This window comes from Gillisia sp. Hel_I_86 (assembly GCF_007827275.1).
Lineage (GTDB): Bacteria > Bacteroidota > Bacteroidia > Flavobacteriales > Flavobacteriaceae > Gillisia.
In genome coordinates this window covers 3,977,267-3,998,098 of record NZ_VISE01000001.1, presented here as the reverse complement: position 1 = coordinate 3,998,098, position 20,832 = coordinate 3,977,267, and the positions used below count along the sequence as shown (strand labels likewise).

The following is a 20,832-nucleotide window of genomic DNA, read 5'->3' as shown; positions in this document are numbered from 1 at the left end:
GGTGAGGCGGCTTAAATGTTTTCACAACGGAATAATCCTTATTGTGAATTGCTTCAAAATTGTAAGACAATATTAAGGATTAAAATTGAACTATGCAATGTGGGATTCCGTAAAAGATTAATTTTTAGATATCATATATTTAGGTTAAAAAATACAATATGAAAAGAATTTTAGGACTTGATTTGGGGACAAACTCTATAGGGTGGGCCCTCGTAAATGAAGCAGGAAACGAGCAAGAAACTTCATCAATCATTAAGCTTGGGGTACGTGTCATTCAATATGATAATTTCAGCAAGGTTGATGCTTCTGGGAAAGTATCTGAATCGAAAAACCCTACTCAGGACTTTGCTGGAGGAAAATCCTTGACACCTAACGCTTCTCGAACTCAAAAGCGTGGTGCTCGCCGTAATCTACAACGCTATAAAATGCGGAGGAAAAACTTAATTGAAATCTTAAAATTCAATGGTTTTATTGATAGTGATACGGCTCTAACCGAAATAGGAAAAAACACTACGCATCAAACCCTTTCATTACGGGCAAGCGCCTCAGCAAAAAAAATTGAACTGGAAGATCTAGCCAAAGTTTTTCTCACTATCAATAAAAAGCGTGGCTATAAAAGCAGTCGTAAAGCTCAAAATGAGGAAGATGGACAAGCTATCGACGGGATGGCAGTTGCAAAAAAGTTGTACGATGAAAATCTAACGCCCGGCGAATATGTTTTGACCATATTAAAAAAAGATGGAAAATATATTCCAGATTTCTATCGCTCTGACCTTAAAGAAGAATTTAAAAAAATATGGGACACTCAAAAAAAAATCTATCCGAACATTCTCTCATCTACACTTTCCGATGAACTGCAGGATAAAAATAAAAGTCAAACTTGGGCTATCTGCCAAAAGCCTTTTGATATTGTTGGTATAAAACGAACAGGAACTGCCCAAGAAAAACGCTTAGAGAATTATGAGTGGCGTGTCAAGGCTTTGACTGAAAAGCTAGATCTTGAACATCTGGCCATCGTATTGCAAGAAATCAATAACAATATCAATAAATCCAGTGGTTATTTGGGTGCCATTTCCGACCGAAGCAAACAACTATATTTAAACAGAGAAACCGTAGGTCAGTTTCTTTATAAACAACTGCTCAAAAATCCGTATACATCATTAAAAAATAAGGTTTTTTATCGGCAGGATTATTTAGACGAATTTGAAACTATTTGGAGCACCCAATCCAAATATCACAGTGAACTTACTGAAGCATTAAAAGAGGAGATAAGGGATGTCATCATCTTCTACCAGCGCAAACTGAAATCCCAAAAGTTGCTTATCAGTTTTTGTCAGTTTGAAAGCTGGGAGCAGGAATATATCGAGCAAGAAACTGGCAAATCTAAATCACGCAGGGTAGGTCGTCGTGTGATTCCAAAATCATCGCCTCTTTTTCAGGAATTTAAAACATGGCAAAATCTCAATCATCTTGTTTTTACCAATCCAGAGACTAAATCCCGGATAGAAGTAAAAGACCTAGATGCAGAAATTCGGCAAAAATTGTTTGAGGAATTAAACCTTCGTGGAGACATGACTTATAAGGAACTTTTGAAAATTCTTTCAGAGGAGATGGATATAGGCAAACTTAGCAATTGGAAAAGTAATTTTGATAAAATTGAAGGAAATAGAACAAATGCTGCACTGTTCAATGTTTTTCAAACTATTTCAGAACGAGAAGGTTATGGTATAGACTGGAAAAAAGCATCAGCCGCTACTATTAAGGAGGAGCTTAAAAATACGTTTCCATCAATAGGTATTTCAAAAAATATTTTGGATTTTAAACCTTTGGAGGATGATTTTGAGAAGCAAGCACATTACCAGTTGTGGCATTTGTTGTATGCAACAGAGGAAGATGATAAAATTTCTGAAGAAGACCGCCTAATTTATGGCAATTCGAGTGTGGCACTTAAGAAAAAACTACAGAAAAAGTTTGGCTTTAAGCCAGAGTACGCAACACTTTTGACCAATATTTCATTTTCTCAAGACTATGGAAACGTTTCGGCCAAAGCTATTCGAAATATCCTGCCTTATCTAGAAGATGGCGATTTGTATTCTGAGTCTTGCGCTAGAGCTGGTTATAATCACTCTAAAAGTCTCAATAGAGAAGATTTAAAGAATCGCGAATTAAAGCCCAAGTTAGAAATACTTAAAAAGAATAGCCTTCGCAATCCTATGGTAGAGAAAATCCTTAACCAAATGGTCAATGTGGTCAATCAAATTATAGATACCTATGGCAAGCCTGATGAAATACGTATTGAATTGGCTCGCGAACTCAAAAAATCGGCTAAAGAACGTGCTGAAATGACCAAAGGAATTACTGATGGCACGCGACGAAATGATGAAATACGTAAACTTCTTACACAGAAATTCGGTATTCCCAATCCCACTAAAAATGACGTTATCCGATATCGCCTGTATCAAGAATTGGAATCCAGAGGGCACAAAGACCTATTTACAGACACATATATAGCACCCGATAAAATTTTCAGCAAAGAAATTGATATTGAGCATATCATTCCAAAGGCTTTGTTATTTGACGATTCTTTTTCTAACAAAACACTTGCCTTTAAAAAGGATAACCTTAAAAAAGCAAACCGTACGGCCTATGATTTTATATCACAAGACTACCATTTGGGATTAGAAGCTTTTGTGGAGCGCATTGAAGCAATGCACAAAGATGGTAAAATCAACAGGGCAAAACGTAATAAACTATTGATGCCATTAGCCAAAATTCCTGATGGGTTTATAGAACGCGATCTACGCAATAGCCAATATATCGCAAGAAAAGCCAAGGAAATGTTGTTTGAAGTAGTTGAAGATGTGGTAGCTACCACTGGAAGTATTACCGATAAATTGAGAAATGATTGGGATCTTATCAATGTGATGAAAGAGCTTAACTTGCCCAAGTATAGTGCCTTAGGCCTCACCGAATTTGAGGAACGATTAAACAAAACCACTCAAAAGTTAAAGAAACATGAAGTCATTAAAGATTGGACTAAGCGCAATGATCATCGCCATCACGCAATGGATGCGCTTGCGGTTGCTTTTACCACTCGCAACCACATTCAACACATTAATAACCTAAGCGCTAGGAAAGACTCGACTCAAGATAATCATCCACTCATTAAAAATATAGAGGCAAATATTAAAGAGCGTAATGAGAAAGGGAAAAGTGTTTATAAAAGCCCAATGCCACGTTTTCGCGAAAGCGCAAAACAACATATTGAAAGTATTTTGATAAGTTTTAAGAACAAAAATAAAGTAGTTACCCAGAATATTAATAAGACCAAGACAGGTAAGGGGCAAATTAAATCTAAAATTCAACTCACGCCTAGAGGACAACTGCACAAGGAAACTATTTATGGTAAGTCCAAAAGACCACTTGAAAAACCCACCAAAATAAGCAAGCGGTTTACACTGGAGGAAGCACGGCTAATTATTAATTTAAAAGAAAGAGAGGTAGTTCTAAATCACCTTGCACAGTATAACAATAATCCTCAGGTAGCTTTTGATACCAAAATGCTCAAAAATGATTCTATAACTCACAATGGGGGACTTTTGAAAGAAGTGCTATGTTTTGAGGAAATTTTTACCATAAGGAAAGATCTTAATTCAGATAACTTTAAAAACGCGAAACACATCGATAAAATACTGGATAATACTGTGAAAAACGCACTTAATGCCAGGTTAAAGGAATACGGGAACGATTACAAAAAAGCCTTTTCTGATTTAGACACTCATCCTATTTATTTAAATAAAGAAAAAGGTATTGTGATTAAAAGGGTTAGGATCACAGGAGTGAGTAATGCCCAATCTTTACATACGGCAAAAAACCATTTGGGAGAAAGTATTTTTGATGAAAACGGTCAAGAAATACCAGTTGATTTTGTGAGTACTGGCAATAATCATCACGTTGCCATTTACCAAGATGAAGATGGTGAATTGGATGATGATGTTGTACCATTTTATGATGCTGTTATTCGTAAAGACCAAAAGCTGTCAATTGTAAAAGAAAAAAATCAAAATGGATGGCCTCTTCTTTTCAGTTTAAAGCAAAACGAAATGTTCATTTTTCCGAATGAAAATTTCGATCCGCTCGAAATAGACCTGTTAGATCCAAGTAATCAGAATTTGATCTCTCCTAATTTATTCCGTGTTCAGAAAATATCAAAAGTTGAATATGGAAATTCAGCGGTACGTGATTATGTTTTTAGACATCATTTAGAAACAGAAGTTAATGATGTAAAAGAATTAAAAGATATTACCTGGAAACCTATTAAAAGTTTAGGCCATCTAGATGGAATTGTTAAGGTAAGATTGAACCATTTGGGAAATATTGTTCAAACTGGCGAATATTAGAAACTATGATCAAACGCACCCTCTTTTTCGGCAATCCCGCTTACCTGAGCACCAAAAACGAACAATTGGTGGTTTCTTATCCTGAAGAAGAAAAGGAGGCAAAGACTGTATCTATCGAGGATATCGGGGTGCTAATTCTGGAAAACCCTCAAATTACCATTACCAATGGGTTGTTAACCAAGCTTATCCAAAATAAAGCTGCTGTGGTAAACTGCGATAAACAACATTTACCTTGTAGTATACTTCAGCCTTTGGTTGGCCATACCCAACAGACGGAACGTTTTAGAAATCAGTTGAACGCCAGCCTTCCCCTTAAAAAAAATTTATGGCAACAAACCGTTACTTCCAAAATTGGCAATCAAGCCAATCATTTATTGCGCAGGGGAAAAAACCATAAAAAACTATTGAGGTGGGCTGGGGAAGTGAAAAGTGGTGATACTGAAAATCATGAAGCCATTTCAGCTGCCCATTACTGGCAAAATATATTTGATATTGACGGATTCAACAGGTATCAAAAAGGAATCCCACCTAACAATCTTCTCAATTATGGCTATGCCATATTAAGGGCGGTTACTGCTAGGGCATTGATAAGTAGCGGCATGTTGCCTTCTGTTGGTATTTTTCACCGAAACAAATACAATGCGTTTTGCCTGGCAGACGATATTATGGAGCCGTATCGCCCATTTGTGGATGAACTGGTATATGAAATAGTGGAAAGCGGGGAAAATATAGAAGAACTCAATACTTTTTTAAAAAGTCAGCTGCTACAAATCCCGGCAATGGACGTAAAGATAGATGATAAGTTAAGTCCGTTGATGGTTGCAATGAGCCGTACCACCAATAGTTTATATGAATGCTTTTTGGGCACGGGAAGAAAAATTTTATATCCGGTGTACGAATAGAATCTTGACTGCACTGGATGTGAAACTCGTTATGTCACCTTGGGCGGAGTCGAAAGGTATTTAGCTATAATTATGAAAGATCGTTTTTCACGTTTAAACCAATACCGAAGCATGTGGGTACTCGTATTTTTTGATCTGCCAACCGAAACCCGAACAGAACGTAAAGCAGCCACCCGTTTCCGGAAAAATTTACTGGATGATGGCTTTGGGATGTTCCAGTTCTCTATTTATAGCCGCTTTTGTCCAAGCCGGGAGAATGCAGAAGTACATATAAAACGAACCAAAAATGCCCTGCCAAAAAAGGGAAAAGTGGCGGTAATGCAAATTACCGATAAGCAATTTGGGATGATCGAGTTGTTCCATGGGCAGAAAGAAGCTGAAGTGGAAGTACCAGTACAGCAGTTGGAACTTTTCTGAAATTACTTGACATCCCCCGACCGAAAGGTGGGTTGTATGAGATTTCTCACTCCACTTCGCTGCGTGTCGAAATGACATACTACTTCCACATTGATGTTAGAGGAAAATTTTATTTGTCCAGGTTAGAAACAAAAAAGGAATTTGTGAGGGAGTCGTTACGATTAAATATCTCCTCATTTTTTAATCCTAATAATGCAGCTAAGAAACAGGATACCAGCTTTTTATGGCGGGTATCCTGTGAATCCTAGTTAAAAATACAATTCTGAAAGCAATTCACAACTTACCACGATGATTGTGTAAATAAACACTTCCTGTGAATCCTAGTTAAAAATACAATTCTGAAAGCAATTCACAACGAACTACGCTCGATTCTTTTTCAAAACAACCTGTGAATCCTAGTTAAAAATACAATTCTGAAAGCAATTCACAACTCTGGCCGTGTGCATTATTGAGCCGAAACTCCTGTGAATCCTAGTTAAAAATACAATTCTGAAAGCAATTCACAACCAAAAACTTGGGGTAAAAAAAAGCTTCGCCCTGTGAATCCTAGTTAAAAATACAATTCTGAAAGCAATTCACAACGTACTTTACAGAGATTAATTTAAAAAATGACCTGTGAATCCTAGTTAAAAATACAATTCTGAAAGCAATTCACAACTTCTCATTATCAAGGCATCCATCTTGTCTGCCTGTGAATCCTAGTTAAAAATACAATTCTGAAAGCAATTCACAACTTGCCAGACAAATCCGAAGGAACATCAACCCCTGTGAATCCTAGTTAAAAATACAATTCTGAAAGCAATTCACAACATAAAGAAAGAACAACTAAAATAAACAACACCTGTGAATCCTAGTTAAAAATACAATTCTGAAAGCAATTCACAACTGGCAAAAGAAGGTATTAAAAAAGCATTTGCCTGTGAATCCTAGTTAAAAATACAATTCTGAAAGCAATTCACAACTTGTATTGGCCTGTCCAGGCAATGATATGCCCTGTGAATCCTAGTTAAAAATACAATTCTGAAAGCAATTCACAACTAATCGTTTAAGACAAGAGTATAAAGATGACCTGTGAATCCTAGTTAAAAATACAATTCTGAAAGCAATTCACAACTATGAGGATCTATTGATTTTTCCTGCATAACCTGTGAATCCTAGTTAAAAATACAATTCTGAAAGCAATTCACAACTATAAGCTTTGGTTGAAGCATAATTTCCTTCCTGTGAATCCTAGTTAAAAATACAATTCTGAAAGCAATTCACAACCTTGGAGCAGAAAAAGAACTTTTAGACCAACCTGTGAATCCTAGTTAAAAATACAATTCTGAAAGCAATTCACAACCCCCAATCTCACGTGCTTACTCTTGCGTGCCCTGTGAATCCTAGTTAAAAATACAATTCTGAAAGCAATTCACAACTTTGGAAGGTTCTGGGGATTTAGATTCATACCTGTGAATCCTAGTTAAAAATACAATTCTGAAAGCAATTCACAACATGGTAGACCAGTTCTTTTGATTAAGATTACCTGTGAATCCTAGTTAAAAATACAATTCTGAAAGCAATTCACAACCTAAACCATTCGCAGTGGTAAAGAGGTTTTCCTGTGAATCCTAGTTAAAAATACAATTCTGAAAGCAATTCACAACATGTTTTATGTAATGCTGCACCGTTTGGCCCCTGTGAATCCTAGTTAAAAATACAATTCTGAAAGCAATTCACAACTAACGGTAGCTGCAGTAATAGAACAACCCCCTGTGAATCCTAGTTAAAAATACAATTCTGAAAGCAATTCACAACTGCCTTATTGGTTTTTAGATAAAAAAAAAGCCTGTGAATCCTAGTTAAAAATACAATTCTGAAAGCAATTCACAACTATTGGATTCATATTATACGTCGTTAGAGACCTGTGAATCCTAGTTAAAAATACAATTCTGAAAGCAATTCACAACCTATGATACAACTACCAAACAACTGCAGTTCCTGTGAATCCTAGTTAAAAATACAATTCTGAAAGCAATTCACAACTCCTCTGGGCTCAGTTTTTTAATGGGCAGCCTGTGAATCCTAGTTAAAAATACAATTCTGAAAGCAATTCACAACGACAAAGAAGATTTAGATGCGCTAAACGAGCCTGTGAATCCTAGTTAAAAATACAATTCTGAAAGCAATTCACAACTACCCATTGTAGTGAAATTTGCATCTACAGCCTGTGAATCCTAGTTAAAAATACAATTCTGAAAGCAATTCACAACATATGCCACACCAATACTACCTTCAATAATCCTGTGAATCCTAGTTAAAAATACAATTCTGAAAGCAATTCACAACATATCTGGGTTCGTTGCCATCATGTTGAATCCTGTGAATCCTAGTTAAAAATACAATTCTGAAAGCAATTCACAACTGTCAACTGCAACGCCCCACGCCCTCTAAACCTGTGAATCCTAGTTAAAAATACAATTCTGAAAGCAATTCACAACGCTTAAGCCATTTCATAAAGCGTTTATAATCCTGTGAATCCTAGTTAAAAATACAATTCTGAAAGCAATTCACAACGTCCAGCGATATCTTACCGGCAACCATTAACCTGTGAATCCTAGTTAAAAATACAATTCTGAAAGCAATTCACAACAGATACCAAAGCAACTAGATACGGAAGCAACCTGTGAATCCTAGTTAAAAATACAATTCTGAAAGTAATTCACAACATGCAATTAGAAACCTGCAAAGATTAATTTCCTGTGAATCCTAGTTAAAAATACAATTCTGAAAGCAATTCACAACCACCACAACTTTCGCTGTATATGATTAGTGCCTGTGAATCCTAGTTAAAAATACAATTCTGAAAGCAATTCACAACTACTATTTCTGAATCCATTAATATTTCTAACCTGTGAATCCTAGTTAAAAATACAATTCTGAAAGCAATTCACAACTTGAGAAGATACAAAACAAAAGGCTTTGGACCTGTGAATCCTAGTTAAAAATACAATTCTGAAAGCAATTCACAACGGATAATTATGATAACAACCTATTTAATTCCTGTGAATCCTAGTTAAAAATACAATTCTGAAAGCAATTCACAACTATCAAAATGGAATAACGCAATAGAAAAACCCTGTGAATCCTAGTTAAAAATACAATTCTGAAAGCAATTCACAACTTCATTGGGCTGGGGTTATATTTGGGTTTCCTGTGAATCCTAGTTAAAAATACAATTCTGAAAGCAATTCACAACATATCTGGGTTCGTTGCCATCATGTTGAACCTGTGAATCCTAGTTAAAAATACAATTCTGAAAGCAATTCACAACATGAAAGCATTTTATCAAGATCAAACAAATCCTGTGAATCCTAGTTAAAAATACAATTCTGAAAGCAATTCACAACTTTCAAGCATTTCTGCATTCGCAACCCTTACCTGTGAATCCTAGTTAAAAATACAATTCTGAAAGCAATTCACAACTAAATTTCCTAGTCCTGTAATGGATATAGCCCTGTGAATCCTAGTTAAAAATACAATTCTGAAAGCAATTCACAACTTCTAGCAAGTAAGTCTGCTACATTTTATACCTGTGAATCCTAGTTAAAAATACAATTCTGAAAGCAATTCACAACCTATGTTAGATTATTCATAGAATCACTTAGCCTGTGAATCCTAGTTAAAAATACAATTCTGAAAGCAATTCACAACCTACGGTTATCGCATTAAAAATAGCAGATGCCTGTGAATCCTAGTTAAAAATACAATTCTGAAAGCAATTCACAACGGGGGATTAATGATTAATAAATAAAAAGGACCTGTGAATCCTAGTTAAAAATACAATTCTGAAAGCAATTCACAACCGTGTGGGACATCGGATGAAATCACGATTTCCTGTGAATCCTAGTTAAAAATACAATTCTGAAAGCAATTCACAACTCAAAATCGTATTTGCCAAACCCTCCTAGGCCTGTGAATCCTAGTTAAAAATACAATTCTGAAAGCAATTCACAACATAATTGAATAATATTTGATTTCTTTATTTCCTGTGAATCCTAGTTAAAAATACAATTCTGAAAGCAATTCACAACAAGCAACTTTGGAAGCGGATGTTGATGTGACCTGTGAATCCTAGTTAAAAATACAATTCTGAAAGCAATTCACAACAAATGGATCTAAATCTAAATCTGTTTGATCCTGTGAATCCTAGTTAAAAATACAATTCTGAAAGCAATTCACAACCTTAATGAAAATGCTATCTCCTTTACCCAGCCTGTGAATCCTAGTTAAAAATACAATTCTGAAAGCAATTCACAACCCTCCAAGTGCCTTGGTATTTCCCAAAGTCCTGTGAATCCTAGTTAAAAATACAATTCTGAAAGCAATTCACAACTACAGTTTCCAGCGACAGCCTTGTTATCCCCCTGTGAATCCTAGTTAAAAATACAATTCTGAAAGCAATTCACAACAATCAATAATATGGAATTGGCACTTGTAAGCCTGTGAATCCTAGTTAAAAATACAATTCTGAAAGCAATTCACAACACATTATTAATAACTATAAACATTAACAGCCCTGTGAATCCTAGTTAAAAATACAATTCTGAAAGCAATTCACAACTAGAAAATATGGATGATTCTATGAAACAATCCTGTGAATCCTAGTTAAAAATACAATTCTGAAAGCAATTCACAACCAAGAATGGCTCGAAACAAACGCCCGTGGCCTGTGAATCCTAGTTAAAAATACAATTCTGAAAGCAATTCACAACTAAACATTATGGCAACAAAAGCTAAAGAAACCTGTGAATCCTAGTTAAAAATACAATTCTGAAAGCAATTCACAACCACGATATTGTTGATGCGTCAGTTAGAACTCCTGTGAATCCTAGTTAAAAATACAATTCTGAAAGCAATTCACAACCCCGATAGTAGGCTACAAAGACCCGAATTCCCTGTGAATCCTAGTTAAAAATACAATTCTGAAAGCAATTCACAACTCTTCTGGGTACACTCCTAACATAAATCTACCTGTGAATCCTAGTTAAAAATACAATTCTGAAAGCAATTCACAACCTACACGCTAACAATATCAATTTAGATATTCCTGTGAATCCTAGTTAAAAATACAATTCTGAAAGCAATTCACAACCTATTGCGTTGCTGGCAAATTCGATATCTCCTGTGAATCCTAGTTAAAAATACAATTCTGAAAGCAATTCACAACTACTATTAATATTTCCTTTTTAAAATCAAACCTGTGAATCCTAGTTAAAAATACAATTCTGAAAGCAATTCACAACCTTGCATATCCTCTGGTAATTCAGATTCAACCTGTGAATCCTAGTTAAAAATACAATTCTGAAAGCAATTCACAACACATTTAAGGACGATTCCATTAATTTATTACCTGTGAATCCTAGTTAAAAATACAATTCTGAAAGCAATTCACAACTGCCAAAACATGAGCATTTTGTATGCTGTCCCTGTGAATCCTAGTTAAAAATACAATTCTGAAAGCAATTCACAACTGCCAAAACATGAGCATTTTGTATGCTGTCCCTGTGAATCCTAGTTAAAAATACAATTCTGAAAGCAATTCACAACCTGGAGGAGGTGTTCTAGAACCCCTTCAGTCCTGTGAATCCTAGTTAAAAATACAATTCTGAAAGCAATTCACAACTTATCCAAGCCAACGCAAAACAACTAAAATCCTGTGAATCCTAGTTAAAAATACAATTCTGAAAGCAATTCACAACTACTGGCTTCATTGCTGATAGATACCAGGGCCTGTGAATCCTAGTTAAAAATACAATTCTGAAAGCAATTCACAACAACCCATTGATGGAGGTAAGTAAGGTGTGACCTGTGAATCCTAGTTAAAAATACAATTCTGAAAGCAATTCACAACTAAGGCTTCATCGTAAGAAGAGAATACTTGCCTGTGAATCCTAGTTAAAAATACAATTCTGAAAGCAATTCACAACATTACCCAATCTGCTCTACTCAATTTTATTCCTGTGAATCCTAGTTAAAAATACAATTCTGAAAGCAATTCACAACGTTGCCAACGTACTTGTATATGGTATGTTCCTGTGAATCCTAGTTAAAAATACAATTCTGAAAGCAATTCACAACAAATTCAGTGATGTTACTCATTGGACCAACCCTGTGAATCCTAGTTAAAAATACAATTCTGAAAGCAATTCACAACCCGTTTGCTATGCTATATCTTTTCCACAAACCTGTGAATCCTAGTTAAAAATACAATTCTGAAAGCAATTCACAACCCTTGGCAGTAGATGTGGATTACGATGTTTCCTGTGAATCCTAGTTAAAAATACAATTCTGAAAGCAATTCACAACCGTTTGCTATGCTATATCTTTTCCACAACCTGTGAATCCTAGTTAAAAATACAATTCTGAAAGCAATTCACAACCAGCAGAAACTAAAAGAGCAGCTGCAGCTTCCTGTGAATCCTAGTTAAAAATACAATTCTGAAAGCAATTCACAACCTATAACATATCCTGCACCAAAAGCAGCTCCTGTGAATCCTAGTTAAAAATACAATTCTGAAAGCAATTCACAACTCGTCTGTCGCGTTAATTACATAGGCATTTCCTGTGAATCCTAGTTAAAAATACAATTCTGAAAGCAATTCACAACTAACGAACCCTTTAATAACAGTAGCTTTAACCTGTGAATCCTAGTTAAAAATACAATTCTGAAAGCAATTCACAACATAGGAACATCATTCCACTCATATAGAGTTCCTGTGAATCCTAGTTAAAAATACAATTCTGAAAGCAATTCACAACGTACCGCATTTTGTTTTGCTTACCGAAATGCCTGTGAATCCTAGTTAAAAATACAATTCTGAAAGCAATTCACAACTCACATTGAACAGTGCAATGGGATATTCAACCTGTGAATCCTAGTTAAAAATACAATTCTGAAAGCAATTCACAACTATGAAAGGATGAAAGACAAATTAAATAATCCTGTGAATCCTAGTTAAAAATACAATTCTGAAAGCAATTCACAACGATCAGCTTAGAGGGGAACCAAAGCCTGAACCTGTGAATCCTAGTTAAAAATACAATTCTGAAAGCAATTCACAACACCAAAATCGAAAAGGTTTCAGTAGAAAAACCTGTGAATCCTAGTTAAAAATACAATTCTGAAAGCAATTCACAACTGTGGTACCTAATAATTGAAACCTACTATCCCTGTGAATCCTAGTTAAAAATACAATTCTGAAAGCAATTCACAACGAACGAGAACGCGGTCAATTAAACCGCAACCTGTGAATCCTAGTTAAAAATACAATTCTGAAAGCAATTCACAACTACCGGCAGCGGCAAAGCTGCAACAATCAGCCTGTGAATCCTAGTTAAAAATACAATTCTGAAAGCAATTCACAACCCCTGCCGCCTTAGCGGCACACTACGTAATCCTGTGAATCCTAGTTAAAAATACAATTCTGAAAGCAATTCACAACATAGTTGTCTATGTTTGTTTCATCGATCTCCCTGTGAATCCTAGTTAAAAATACAATTCTGAAAGCAATTCACAACTTATTGGGGATGGTTCTAATCATGTAAACCCTGTGAATCCTAGTTAAAAATACAATTCTGAAAGCAATTCACAACATACCAATCAGCACTAAAAGAAAAATTGCCCTGTGAATCCTAGTTAAAAATACAATTCTGAAAGCAATTCACAACATATATACTATTGATAAAGTAGTATATCATCCTGTGAATCCTAGTTAAAAATACAATTCTGAAAGCAATTCACAACCCTTTGAGGAGCAAGGCTTCCAGCATATTCCTGTGAATCCTAGTTAAAAATACAATTCTGAAAGCAATTCACAACGGTGTAGCACAAGGTGCTTCATGGACGGTACCTGTGAATCCTAGTTAAAAATACAATTCTGAAAGCAATTCACAACAGCTGCAGGCACCTTTATTCGTTCCTAAGTCCTGTGAATCCTAGTTAAAATCAATTGCATGTCGATAAATATATAAAATTTCGACATATATTTGTAATATGTCGATGCTCTCGACATAATTGTTTTTAAATGTCGATGCTATGTATAATCCCGAAGAACCAAATAACAAACTACCACTATTGCCTCCAAATTTTGATGTGGAAACAAAAAATATTTTAAAACAGGCAATAGCTTCCAATAAAATTTTAGCAGAATTAAAGGGGCGTGCAAATGAAATCCCTAACCAGTCGATGCTTATAAATGCCATTACGCTTCAAGAAGCGAAAGACAGTTCCGAAATTGAAAATATAGTAACAACTCAAGATCTACTATATAAAGCTTTATCTTCAAATATTTCTTCAACTGATGCACAAACGAAAGAAGTTTTAAGGTATCGTCATGCACTTTGGGAGGGCTATAGTAATTTAACTAAAAGACCACTATCCACCAATTCTTTTATTGAGATTGTACAAATAATAAAGGAGAACGGATCTGGTATAAGAAATGCTCCGGGAACTACCATCACAAGCAATAACAAAACGATTTATACTCCGCCAGAAGGTGAAGAAGTAATTCGAAATTTATTAAAGAACTTAGAAGACTTTATATATAGAGAAGATGATATAGATTCTCTTATTAAGTTGGCTATAATGCACTATCAATTTGAAGCGATACATCCTTTTTTTGATGGAAATGGACGAACTGGTAGAGTTGTAAATATGTTATACATAGTCGAGAAAGGACTTTTAGATACCCCAATTCTCTATTTAAGCAAATTTATCATTGAAAATAAAAATGACTATTATACATATCTTAGAAAGGTCACAGAGAAGTCGGCCTGGGAAGCTTGGATACTTTTTATACTAAAAGGTATAGAAGAAACTTCTCACTACACATTAGGTAAAATAAATAGTATTAACCAATTAATGCAGGAAACCATTCGTTTTGCAAAAGAAAAGCTCCCCAAACGAGTTTATTCCAAGGAATTAATTGAATTGTTATTTGAACAGCCTTATTGTAAAGTAAAATATTTAGTGGATAAAGGCATTGCTAAACGTCAAACGGCAGCCGAATATCTTATTGAACTTGAAAAAATTGGAATATTAAAGTCGCAAAAAGTAGGAGTGGAGAATCTTTATTTGAATGTGAAATTGGTTAAAGTGTTGAAAAAATAAATAGTACTCAAATATTACTTTTATGAAAGAGTTTAAAATCCCTCGGAAATTAAAGAAAAGGCTTAAAAAAGGAATTTGGTTTTACCATCCCGATAATAATGGTAATTCAAGAATGGCTTGGCCTGGTAAATCATCTGAAGATTTCGAGGCCTTTAAAAATGGAAAGTTAAGGAATATGTTTGATCCATTTGGTTCCAGAATTAAACAAAAGAAATTAAGTGAAAAAATCGATGCCGAAATTGTGGTTTCTGATGAAGAATTAAAAAAATACGTGGATGATATAATACGTGAAGATTTAAGACGCTCATCTTTTGAAACATTGCTTAAAGCAAAGAACAGCAAAAGAGCAGTTTCGGCTTATTATAATTTTATAAATGCATATCGATTATTAGTAGATAAAGGAGAAGATTCTTTTGGAAATATTTGTTGTTTGGCTATTGAAAATGCTGAAAGATTATTGAAAAAGTAAATTCCGCTCCAGCACTTGTCCACTACATTACATTTCGGAAAAAGCGCTTCACTAAAATGTCTTGAACATTCTTAAAAACTGGAAAAGCTTTTTAAGTAAGTTCGCTTTAATTTCATCCATTCGAGGAAAATCCGTTTTAAATGGTGGCTTTAAAATCTTCGTTTTCAGGATTACTTCGAAAATTGCCCTTATCTTTCTGGTAAAAAATATAAAACTTAAAATTAACCGGACTGCATAAACCGCTAAGCTTTTTATAAGTCCTCCAATTATAAGTCCTCCAATAATTTTAAGTTTTAAAGCCCACCTTCCAGAAAGGTAACGGTGAAGGCTCTATAGGAAGTAAATAGAAAAGGAAAAAGAAGTGTCGATTTTTAGAGTGTATGGATTTGGAATTGAACGCTAAATCCTACTTATTCGGTTCTAAAAAAAAAAAGGAAAACGCTCAGGATATAAAAAGTAAGAGTTTTTTATTCACATAAAATTTACTGCTGTTTGTATACAAAATTAATGACAGTTTTATGTTATAAATTGGGTAATAGAGCTACCAATTTTAGGAGCGGGAGCGGATAAAAATGAGCAGCAAGAGGGTAACACGCTACGCGATGTTACAAAACTCATTTTTTATATGTAAACACCTATTAATCAATTAATTATAATGATAAAATAATTAGTTTTCTTTCGTTTTTGCGACAAAATTGGATAAAAAGTCCGTCACATACCATAAACAATACAACCAGTTATCCTAATTTCCTAAAATAATGACCATGAGCAAGAGATTTTCAAGAATTAATCTTCATACCGAAACCGTAGAGCGGTTTAAAAAGTATGCCATAGAAAATGATGCGAATTATACCGAAACAATGGAAGCTGTTCTGGACTTTTTTGAGAAGTATCATATCAATCCCTTTGTGCCATTTGATGATTCTGTTCAGGGTTTAAAAATTGCAAGAAAATCATAACAATTCAAAACAACCTAAATTTTATGAAAATAGTCTTTCCGTTTACAAACGGAATTTTAAAGTCTTTTAAGCGAGTTTTTATTTTCAAAAGCACAAAGACAGGTTGAAGAAGAAAAGCTTTAAATTTTGAGCTAAAAATTGCTTTAAAAATGACATCTTTAACGAACTGATCCCATACTTTTTTAGTTTAACAAATAAATAAAAAAAAATGGCCTGCCTGCCCTTTGGTTTTATATGTTTATTTGTTTTATATAGTTTATATTTAGATACCAGTTCTTGTCCACTGATGGGACGGTGACGGTACAGAACTAGTACACAAATGGGATAGTGCCGTACCATTACCAGTCCAAAAAGGGTACACCTGATGGGACTGCTAATTCACTTCAAATAGTTTCAAATTAAATGATTAACTGATGTTACGCACAAAAGTATTAAATTTCATTTATGAATGTTAATAACCTTTTAGACTTATATACTGGTTATTTGTTGGTTACACCGACTTACAGTACAGCGACCGGTTTGTCATTAGTGACGGATAATAGTGTTGGTCATGACCAAATAACGCGGTTGCTATCCAGTAAAATAGACTCAAGAACCTTGTGGTTGGAAACTAAAGCTATGGTTCACGAAATTAGGTCATCAGAAGGGTTGTTGATTATTGACGATTCCATTGAGCCCAAAAAACACACAAAAACCAATCCTTTAATAAATTGGCACTACGACCATTGTAGCGGTAAAAACGTTAAAGGTGTAAATTTTGTGAGTTCCTATTATTATAGTCCCAAGTATGATATGGGCCTCCCTGTAGGTGTTGAGTTTGTAAAGAAAGATGTAGCCGTTTTAAACAAAAAAAGGAAACCTACTTTTAAAAGCAAGGAAACCAAGAACGAAATGATGCGCCGCATGGTGGTACAAGCAAACTACAACATAGGTTTTAAGTATGTTTTGGCAGACAGCTGGTTTTCATCGTCAGAGAATATGAGCTGTATCGCACAAGACTGCAATTCAGATTTTATAATGGCCCTTAAATCAAACAGGGCCGTAGCATTGAGCGAACAAGATAAAGCAAAGGGCATTTATCAAAGTATTGAATCGTTAACGCTGGAAGAGCGTACTATGTCAGTTTATTTAAAACAATATAGTGACCCTATATTGATAACTAAGCAAGTCTTCAAAAACGTGGACGGTAGTACTGGTACGCTTTATCTAGCTACAAGTGATTTAAACTTAGATTACCAGAGCCTTACTACAATCTATCAAAAACGGTGGAAAGTAGAGGAATTTTTTCGCTCCATTAAAAACAATACCGCTTTTGCCAAAGCACCAACGAAAACTGTACAAACACAACAAGCCCATTTTATAGCATCCATGATTGCGCATATGAAACTTGAAAGGTTAAAAATTAGAACCCATAAAAATCATTATGCAGTGAAAAGTGAAATATGGCTTGCTGCCACCAAGGCAGCTTGGAAACAATGGGAAGAGTTATCAACATCAAATAGCAATTTAAAGAAAATTGCTGCGTAACATCAGTTATTAATGCTGGGAGATGTCTCCAGAACCAGATGTTTTAAAATCCTGTTTTTCTGGATTTCCCCTATAACTTATATCCCCAGAACCCGAAACACGGGCTTTTAGGGACTGGGATGCCGTAACCTGGATATCTCCAGATCCTGAAACTGCGGCTTCCACATTTTTGGCATTTAGATTGTATGCCATAAAATCCCCGGATCCGGTTACTTTACAGCTAAAATCTTGTGCTTTTCCAGTTAATTTAATATCGCCGGATCCTGTGATGGCTCCCCACAATTCTTTTGCTTCCACGGTAAGATTGATATCTCCAGACCCAGTAACCCCTATTTTTAGCTCATCGGCCTTTAATACGCCGCTATTGGAGACATCTCCAGATCCGGTAACCGAAAGACTATTAATGGTTTCTACGGGAACAGTCACTAGAATTGCCATATTTCGAGATGGGTTTAAGGAGACATTCTTTTCTACAGAAATTTTAAGCTTTCCATCCTTGACTTCTGTAAGAATATATTCCTGTAAGTTGCTTTCTGCTTCTACTTTAAGTTCCCCTTCTTTTCCTGAAACGATTTGTACATCTAAAGAGCCTACTAAGGCAATTCCATCATAATTGGAAGTACTACGGGTATCTGTTACCATACTACCATTTCCATTCACTTTTTTACTGCCCCACCATTGTGCTTCCATACTCGTGGAACCCATTAGGACAAGGCATAATAGAATAATTGCTTTTTTCATGATCGATTTGTTTTAGTTGTTGATTTATCTTTTTTGTAATGTGATTCTTGCATAGGTGCTTCTTATAACAATATTGCCAGGGTTCCCAGATTCCAGATGGTAGCCCGAATAGCTTTTTTTGGTGGACTCAACATTTTTATTTTGAACCTCTAAACCCTCCATTCCATCTATACCTCCATAAGAAGACTGGATATCGAAATTAAAAGGATGATCCATTGCGTAGCCTAGTTTAACCCCAGCATAAGTGGTTTTGATCTTCACATTTCCGGCTCCCTTCATGATCTTATTGATCTCTGCGCTCCCATAATCCAGATCAAGATCCAAAGATTGATAAACTTGTCCAATCTTGGTACTCACGTAATCCCCATTGCCCTCGAGTTTTCTAACCTTATCTACACTTAAACTTCCATAATCCCCATTGTATTTTAAATATTCCACTTTGCGGATTTTACTTTGGGTATAGTCTGCATTGATATCCAAGGTTTTTGCGTCCTCTACTTCAAATTCAGAATAATCTGCATTGATAACCGCATTTTTCACCACTCCAATGTGACTATTTCGGGAATAATCGATATTAATATGATTGCTATTTCCCAACAATTCACCAATATCAATGCTTCCATAATCGCAATTTATTTTTGCATTCCCGGTTAATTTATCCAAGTAGATATTTCCGTAATCATTTATAAGCTGTACATTATTTGTAACTGGAGCTTTAATGAAATAATTAACCTCCATATTTAAATTGTTGTTTTCTCCAAAGATCATATTCCACCATGACCTCTTATCCTCATCAAAATAAGTTTTGGCAAAAACCCCTTCAGAAGACTGGTCGAATTTCACATTGATCTCATCCAACTTTTCCTTCACTTTTTGCTCATCATTCCCATTTACTTTAATAATTACTTCAATTTGAACTTTATTTTGGTTCCAAGTAGAGACATCTATATTTCCGTAGCTATTATCAATCGTCAGTAAAGCATCCGCAGCTACATTATAAGATTTGGAGATTTTTTTCTCTTTGGTGTGCTTGCCAGATAATTTATTTAATGAGGCATCGTCCCCACTGCCAAACGGGATTGCAGGATACATCACCGCAAAAATTAATATGTTAAATAATAGTGCTTTCATTTTTGTTGTTTTTTAGTTCTTTAATTTCTTCAATTTGGGTCAAAACGGTATTTAATAGATCTATACGTTGTTGTAGGTTGGATACCATTGCGAATATTACCCGCTTATCCTTACCACTGTTAGAAAGATCTACTCTCAATTTTTTATATTCTTTGTCCAATCGCTCCAATTGTACCAAGGCATCATCAATAATTATTTTTGTTTCAGGAGATTTGGAAGCGTTCACCTGTTGGAGTTCAGCTCTAATAGCTTTTGTATAAAACTCTTGTGTTTCTTTCATTTCAGGAGAAACCGCAGCAAGATCTGCAGGTTTGGCAAGAATGTTCGTGTTTAAAAAACTTCCGGCAATTAGTATTACAAATACAATACTCGCTGCAACGGCTATCCAAGATGTCCATAAGGGCCTTACAAGACTTTCATTTCTTGAGGTTTTTAGATTTCGGGACTCATTTAATTTAGAGAGAAAGCGTTCTTCATGGCCAGTTTCGGGCTCTTCAAGATCGCAGTTCGCTGTACTAAAGAGCTTATATAATTCTTCATCTTTCATTTTCTGATATTATTTTTCTTAGTTGTTCTTTTGCTCTAGAGATGGTTGTTCTACAATTGGCAGGGCTTAGTTTTAGGATCTCGCATATTTCGTCATAATCATATCCTTCAATTAAATGAAGCGTAAGAATGACTTTATAATTTTCTTTAAGGAATTCGAACTTTTTTAAAATATGTTGAATTTTACATTTATTTTCCTCTTCTTCAGTTATGCCTATTATATCTGTTTCAGTTGTTTCATTCCTAAATTCATCATTATACGCTACCTGTGTATATTTTATTTTCTTGTTATAGGCATTGATGCTAAGGTTTACTACAATTTTCTTGATCCAGGCCCCAAAAGTTGATTTCCCTTGGAATGTATCTATTTTAGAAAATGCCTTGATAAACCCCTCTTGCATGATATCTTCAGCTTCCGTAGTATCTTTTACAATTCTAAGAGCCGTATTGTACATTGCTTTATAGTATTTTTTGTATACTTCCAATTGTGCTCGCTGGTCCTGTTTCTGGCAACGTACAATCAAATCGTCTGTATAGGTAATGGTTGGTGTCAAGAAATTTCTATTAGGCTCCTACTATAAAGATACCT

The 20,832-nt window shown here is 35.0% G+C and carries 11 protein-coding genes and 1 CRISPR repeat array; of the genes, 7 read left to right on the top strand and 4 right to left on the bottom strand.

Going from position 1 to position 20,832, the window contains the following annotated elements:
- Nucleotides 1-158 precede the first annotated feature (158 nt).
- The 7 genes from cas9 (at nucleotide 159) to JM83_RS17795 (ending at nucleotide 17,825) form a co-directional block, all read left to right on the top strand.
- Nucleotides 159-4,400, top strand: coding sequence for a type II CRISPR RNA-guided endonuclease Cas9 (cas9, locus tag JM83_RS17825; protein WP_144963439.1), 4,242 nt, complete (start codon nucleotides 159-161; stop codon nucleotides 4,398-4,400).
- Between the two features lie 5 nt (nucleotides 4,401-4,405).
- Nucleotides 4,406-5,302 carry a type II CRISPR-associated endonuclease Cas1 gene (cas1, locus tag JM83_RS17820; RefSeq protein ID WP_144963438.1) on the top strand — a complete coding sequence of 299 codons (897 nt, stop codon included), beginning with the start codon at nucleotides 4,406-4,408 and terminating at the stop codon, nucleotides 5,300-5,302.
- Nucleotides 5,303-5,374: 72 nt separating this feature from the next.
- Nucleotides 5,375-5,719: a CRISPR-associated endonuclease Cas2 gene (cas2, locus tag JM83_RS17815; RefSeq protein WP_144963437.1), complete on the top strand. Its 345-nt coding sequence runs from the start codon at nucleotides 5,375-5,377 to the stop codon at nucleotides 5,717-5,719.
- 234 nt (nucleotides 5,720-5,953) lie between these two features.
- Nucleotides 5,954-13,656: direct repeats of the CRISPR family, unit length 46 nt; unit sequence CCTGTGAATCCTAGTTAAAAATACAATTCTGAAAGCAATTCACAAC.
- Between the two features lie 197 nt (nucleotides 13,657-13,853).
- Nucleotides 13,854-14,870: a Fic family protein gene (locus JM83_RS17810; protein WP_261376859.1), complete on the top strand. Its 1,017-nt coding sequence runs from the start codon at nucleotides 13,854-13,856 to the stop codon at nucleotides 14,868-14,870.
- Between the two features lie 22 nt (nucleotides 14,871-14,892).
- The gene (locus tag JM83_RS17805) at nucleotides 14,893-15,339 is read left to right on the top strand and encodes a hypothetical protein (RefSeq protein WP_144963435.1); all 447 of its coding nucleotides are present in this window, start codon (nucleotides 14,893-14,895) and stop codon (nucleotides 15,337-15,339) included.
- 764 nt (nucleotides 15,340-16,103) lie between these two features.
- Entirely contained in the window at nucleotides 16,104-16,298 is a 195-nt protein-coding gene (locus JM83_RS17800; protein WP_144963434.1) for a BfmA/BtgA family mobilization protein, read from the top strand.
- Nucleotides 16,299-16,742: 444 nt separating this feature from the next.
- Nucleotides 16,743-17,825 (top strand): transposase, encoded by a 1,083-nt coding sequence (locus JM83_RS17795; protein ID WP_144963433.1) that lies wholly within the window; start codon nucleotides 16,743-16,745, stop codon nucleotides 17,823-17,825.
- Nucleotides 17,826-17,834: 9 nt separating this feature from the next.
- Here JM83_RS17795 and JM83_RS17790 read toward each other — a convergent pair whose 3' ends face one another.
- Genes JM83_RS17790 through JM83_RS17775 form a run of 4 tightly spaced genes read right to left on the bottom strand, consistent with a single transcriptional unit; the run spans nucleotide 17,835 to nucleotide 20,797 of the window.
- Nucleotides 17,835-18,566, bottom strand: a complete 732-nt coding sequence (locus tag JM83_RS17790) for a head GIN domain-containing protein (protein WP_144963432.1) — start codon at nucleotides 18,564-18,566, stop codon at nucleotides 17,835-17,837.
- Between the two features lie 24 nt (nucleotides 18,567-18,590).
- Nucleotides 18,591-19,697, bottom strand: a complete 1,107-nt coding sequence (locus JM83_RS17785; RefSeq protein WP_144963431.1) for a hypothetical protein — start codon at nucleotides 19,695-19,697, stop codon at nucleotides 18,591-18,593.
- Nucleotides 19,678-20,244, bottom strand: a complete 567-nt coding sequence (locus JM83_RS17780) for a DUF4179 domain-containing protein (RefSeq protein WP_144963430.1) — start codon at nucleotides 20,242-20,244, stop codon at nucleotides 19,678-19,680. The genes JM83_RS17785 and JM83_RS17780 overlap by 20 nt, the downstream gene beginning before the upstream one ends.
- The gene (locus JM83_RS17775; RefSeq protein ID WP_144963429.1) at nucleotides 20,234-20,797 is read right to left on the bottom strand and encodes an RNA polymerase sigma factor; all 564 of its coding nucleotides are present in this window, start codon (nucleotides 20,795-20,797) and stop codon (nucleotides 20,234-20,236) included. Before JM83_RS17775 ends, JM83_RS17780 begins: the two co-directional genes overlap by 11 nt.
- Between the last annotated feature and the right edge of the window lie 35 nt (nucleotides 20,798-20,832).